At 70.4% G+C, this 5,306-nt stretch carries 1 protein-coding gene; it reads right to left on the bottom strand.

The features are described 5' to 3' along the window. The coding region (locus AQI88_RS47310) for a type I polyketide synthase (protein WP_208616098.1) at positions 1–5,248 on the bottom strand (5,248 nt) is incomplete at its 3' end. Between the last annotated feature and the right edge of the window lie 58 nt (positions 5,249–5,306).

The raw sequence follows: 5,306 nt of genomic DNA on the forward strand, positions 1-5,306 counted from the left end.
GGCTCACCATCACCGCCCACGACGCCGGCTGGACCACATCCACCCGCGCCAACAACTCCACATCGCCCAACACATCACGCAACTGCCAGTCGACGAACGACGCCAACGCCTGCGCGCACCGCTCCATCGCCGCCGCGAAGACGGGCTCCTCGTCCCACAGCTGCAGGCCCATCCCGGCCCACTGCGCACCCTGACCCGCGAACACGAACACCGGCCGCGACACCGACGCCGAACCAGCGCTCCCGGTCACCACACCGGACGCCTCCTGACCCGCGGCGGCCACAGCCAGCCCCTCCAGCAGCTGGCCACGGTCCTGGCCGACCACCGCAAGCCGGTGGGAGAACGCCGTCGTCCGCGTCACCGCCAGAGAGAACGCCACATCCTTGGCCGCGACCTCCGGACGCGCCGTCGCGAAGTTCGCCAGCCGACCCGCCTGCGCAGCCAGCGCCGCAGCAGACCGCGCCGACAACACCCACGCCACCGGACCCACAGACTCCAGCCCGTCCTGAACAGGAGCGTCTACGGCAGGGATGTCCTGGGTGGGCTGTTCCAGGATGAGGTGGACGTTGGTGCCGCTGATCCCGAACGCCGACACACCCGCACGACGCGGACCAGAACCCGCAGGCCACTCCCGAGGCGCCGTCAGCAGTTCCACCGCCCCGGCCGACCAGTCCACATGCGACGACGGAGCATCCACGTGCAGCGTCTGAGGCAGCATCCCGTGCCGCATCGCCTGCACCATCTTGATCACACCAGCCACACCGGCAGCCGCCTGCGTGTGACCGATGTTCGACTTCACCGACCCCAGCAGCAACGGCCGGCCCTCCGGCCGATCCTGACCATAAGTGGCCAGCAGCGCCTGTGCCTCGATCGGGTCACCCAGCGCCGTACCGGTGCCATGCGCCTCCACCACATCAACGTCGCCCGGCTGCAACCCCGCACTCGCCAACGCAGCCCGGATCACCCGCTGCTGCGAAGGACCATTCGGCGCCGACAGACCGTTACTGGCCCCGTCCTGGTTGACCGCACTGCCCGCCACGACCGCCAACACCCGGTGCCCACGAGCACGCGCATCCGACAACCGCTCCAGAACCAGGACACCGACGCCCTCGCCCCACCCGGTGCCGTCAGCGGCATCCGAGAACGGCTTGCACCGGCCGTTAGCGGCCAGTCCTCGCTGCCGCGCGAACTCCGTGAACGCACCCGGGGTGGCCATCACCGTGACGCCACCGGCAAGCGCGATCCCGCACTCCCCAGAGCGGAGTGCCTGCGCGGCAAGGTGAATCGCCGTCAGCGACGAGGAACACGCCGTGTCGATCGAGACCGCGGGACCCTGCAACCCCAGCGAATACGCCACCCGCCCCGACGCCACACTCGCCGTGGTCCCGGTTATCCCGAAGCCCCCGGCACGATCCTGCTCCCCAACCTGGTAGCCCGACGCGATGATTCCGGCATAGACCCCGGCATCAGAATCCCGGAGCGAACCCGGCTCGATCCCCGCGTCCTCCAGTGCCTCCCAGCAGGTCTCCAGCAACAGCCGCTGCTGGGGATCCATCCCCAACGCCTCACGCGGACTGATCCCGAAGAACTCCGCATCGAAATCACCAGCGCCGTCAAGGAACCCACCCACCCGGGCATAACCCGTGCCCGCATCACCGGACTCAGACAGGCCCGGCGTCTCCCAGCCACGGTCCACCGGGAACCCCGACATCGCATCGGACCCTCCGGCGACCAACCGCCAGAAGCCCTCCGGGTCCTCAACTCCACCCGGGAACCGGCAACCCATACCGACAATCGCCACCGGCTCGTCCGTGCCGACACGGACCGCAGATACGGCGGCCACCCCGTCGGTCCCGCACACCTCTGCGACCAGATACCGGGCCAGCTCCACCGGTGTCGGATGGTCGAAGACCAGGGTGGCGGGAAGGCTCAGGCCCGTCTCAGCAGCGAGTCGATTGCGGAGCTCCAGCCCGGTCAGGGAGTCGATGCCCATCTCGCGGAAGGCCCGCTGGGGATCGATGTCCCCAGGTCGGGCATGACCCAGGACAACGGCCGCGGCAGACCGAACGATCTGCAGGACTTCCTGCTCACCCTCGGCGGGGGCAAGCGCGGCCAACCGCGCCGCCAAGCCACCCACGACTGCAGCCACGGCCGCCGAAGGGCGCGCGGAGACACCACCGGCAACCAGGCCGTGCAGCAGCGCAGGCACTGGCCCTGCAGCGCGTGACAACGCGGTCAGGTCCAGTCGGGCCGGGACCGCCAACGGCGCACCCAGCGCGGCAGCGGCTTCGAACAGCGCCAGGCCCTGCTCGGTCGTCAGCGGCTGGACACCGCCACGCCGCAGACGGGACAGGTCAGCGCCGGCCAGCTGCCCCGTCATCCCCGAGGTCTGAGCCCACAGCCCCCAAGCCAGCGACTGACCGGCCAGATGCCGTTCCCGGCGGTAGGCGGCCAGCGCGTCCAAGAACGCGTTAGCGGCGGCGTAACTCCCCTGCCCCGCGCTGCCCATGACAGCCGCAGCCGAGGAGTACAGCACGAACCCGGCCAGGCCCGCGCCCTCGGTCAACTCGTGCAGGTTCCACGCCGCATCAGCCTTCGCCGACAGCACCGTCGCCATGCGATCAGGCGTCAGCGACTCCACCGTCGCGTCATCGATCACACCAGCGGCATGCACCACCGCGGTCAACGGCCGCTCAGCCCCGATCCGCGCCAACACCGACGCCAAGGCGTCGCGGTCGGCGGCGTCGCCGGCCTGGACCCGCACCTCCGCACCCGACTGTGCCAACTCCGCTGCCAGACGGGCAACCCCCGGCGCGGCCGGGCCGCGCCGCGACATCAGCAGCAGGTGCCGCATCCCGCGGACGTCCACCAGGTGCCGGGCCAACTCCCCGCCCAGCGTTCCGGTTCCACCGGTGACCAGGACAGTGCCCTGCCGGTCCCACTCGGCCGGGACGTTCAGCACGACCTTCCCCAGGTGCCGGGCCGCCTGCAGATACCGCAGCGCCGCAACCGCCTGGGACAGTTCGAAGCACGTCACCGGCGGCGGAACCAGCGTCCCCGCCTCGAACATCGCCCCCAGCTCGGCAAGCATCTCCGCAACCCGCGGCTCGCCCGCGTCCATCAGGTCGAACGCCTGGTAGACCACTCCCGGGTAGGACTGAGCAACCTGCTCAGAGTCCCGGATGTCGGTCTTGCCCATCTCGACGAACTGACCGCCGCGCGGCAGCAACCGCAGCGAGGCGTCCGTGAACTCCCCGGCCAGGGCGTTGACGACCACGTCCATACCCTCGCCGCCGGTCACGGCCAAGAACCGCTCACAGAAAGCCAGATCACGAGTGGAGGCGATATGCGTCTCGTCCACGCCCATCGCCCGCAACGCGGCCTGCTTGGCCGGGCTCGCGGTGGCGAAGACCTCCAAGCCCCACGCCTTTGCTAGCTGCACCGCAGCCGTACCCACACCACCAGTACCGGCATGGATGAGCACTCGCTGACCGGGACGGACCCGGGCCAGATCCCGCAACGCGTAGAACGCGGTCAGGAACCCTACCGGCACCGCCGCGGCCTGCTGGAACGACCAGCCCCGCGGGATAGCAGCCACCAGGCGGCTGTCCACGATCCCGACCGGCCCCCAGCCCGGCACCAGACCCATCACCGGCTGACCCACAGCCAGACCGGTCACTCCGGGCCCGGTCTCCAGCACGACCCCGGCGCCTTCCCCACCAAGGCCTCGGTTGTCCGCGACCATCCCCAGCCCGGTCACCACGTCGCGGAAGTTCACGCCCGCCGCACGCAGGCCCACCCGGACCTGACCCGCCGACAACTCGGCGCCCACCTCGGGAGCGTCGACAACAGCCGCACTGCCCAGGTCACCCGGCTGGGCCACCTCAACCCGCCAGCCCGAACCACCCGGCAGCACCAACTCACCGGACACACTGGCCCGGACCAGCCGCCGACCGAACGCTGTGACTCCCCCGCCGTCAGTAGCGGGACGGATGCAGACCTCGGGATCGCCGGCGTCCAGTGCCACGGCCAGGACAGCGTCCACGTCAGCGTCGTGACCAGGGTCCAGGCCGGCTGACGGGTCGACATCGACCAGCAGCAGACGGCCCGGGTGCTCGGACTGCGTGGAGCGGACCAGGCCCGCCACCGCTGCGCCGGCCAGATCCTGCCCAGCAGCCACACCCTGGGTCCAGATCACCAACCGCGCATTGTCGGTCTCGGGATCGGCCAGCCACTGCTGCACCCAACCCAGCACCATCGCGGCAGCCAGCTGGGCCGCCTGCGGCGCCGAAGTCCCGGACGGGGCAGCCGGAACCGCAGCAACAACCACCGGCGCCAGCTCTGACTCGACCGACTCACCATGCCGAACCCACTGCACTGCGCCAGTCGAAGCCTGCGCCGCCAGCGGGACCCAGTCCACGGTGAACAGCGACTGCCGCACCTGCCGGGCCGACCCAGCAAACTGACCAGCCGGAATCTGACGCAATGCCAGCGACCGGGCCTCCAACACCGGCTGACCGACAGCGTCAAACGCTGTCACCGAGACCCCACCCGACCCGCGGGCCAAGACCACCCGCAGGTGGCGGGCACCGCCGGCCAGCAGCCGCACCCCCGACCACGCGAACGGCAAACCATCACTGTCGGCCAGCAGACCGTGCAGAGCGGCATCGAGCAGCGCGGGATGCAGACCGAACCCGGCCGCATCGGAGTCAATGACCTGGGGCAGCTCGGCTTCGGCATAGACGGTGTCCCCGGCCCGCCACATCTGACGCAGGCCCTGGAACGCCGGCCCATAGCCGTAACCGCGCTGGGCAAAGCCTTCGTAGGCATCGTCGACCGGAACCGACTCCGCACCGGCCGGAGGCCAAGCCGCCAGCGGAGCCGGAACGGGCCCACCATCGGCCGGGGCCAGCACGCCGACCGCGTGCCGCACCCACTCGCCCTCTCCCTCACGGGAGGAGACCGTCACCGTCCGCCGACCACTGTCGCCATCACTGTCACCGACCTGGACCTGCAACTGCACGCCACCAGAGCCAGGAAGGACAAGCGGCTCCTGGAGCGTCAACTCCTCCAGCGTGCCGCACCCGGCCAGATCCCCGGCGTGGACCGCCAGGTCCACAAACGCGGTACCGGGCAGCAGGACCGTGCCATGCACCGCGTGATCGGCCAGCCACGGCATCACGGCCAGCGACAGACGACCCGTCAACACCAGCCCATCACCCTCGGCCAACCACACCGCCGCCGCCAACAACGGATGCCCGACCCGCTGCTGACCAGCCGACGAAGCATCCCCACGACCAGCCACA

It is taken from the genome of Streptomyces cellostaticus, from assembly GCF_001513965.1.
In the GTDB taxonomy this organism is placed as follows: Bacteria; Actinomycetota; Actinomycetes; order Streptomycetales; family Streptomycetaceae; genus Streptomyces; species Streptomyces cellostaticus.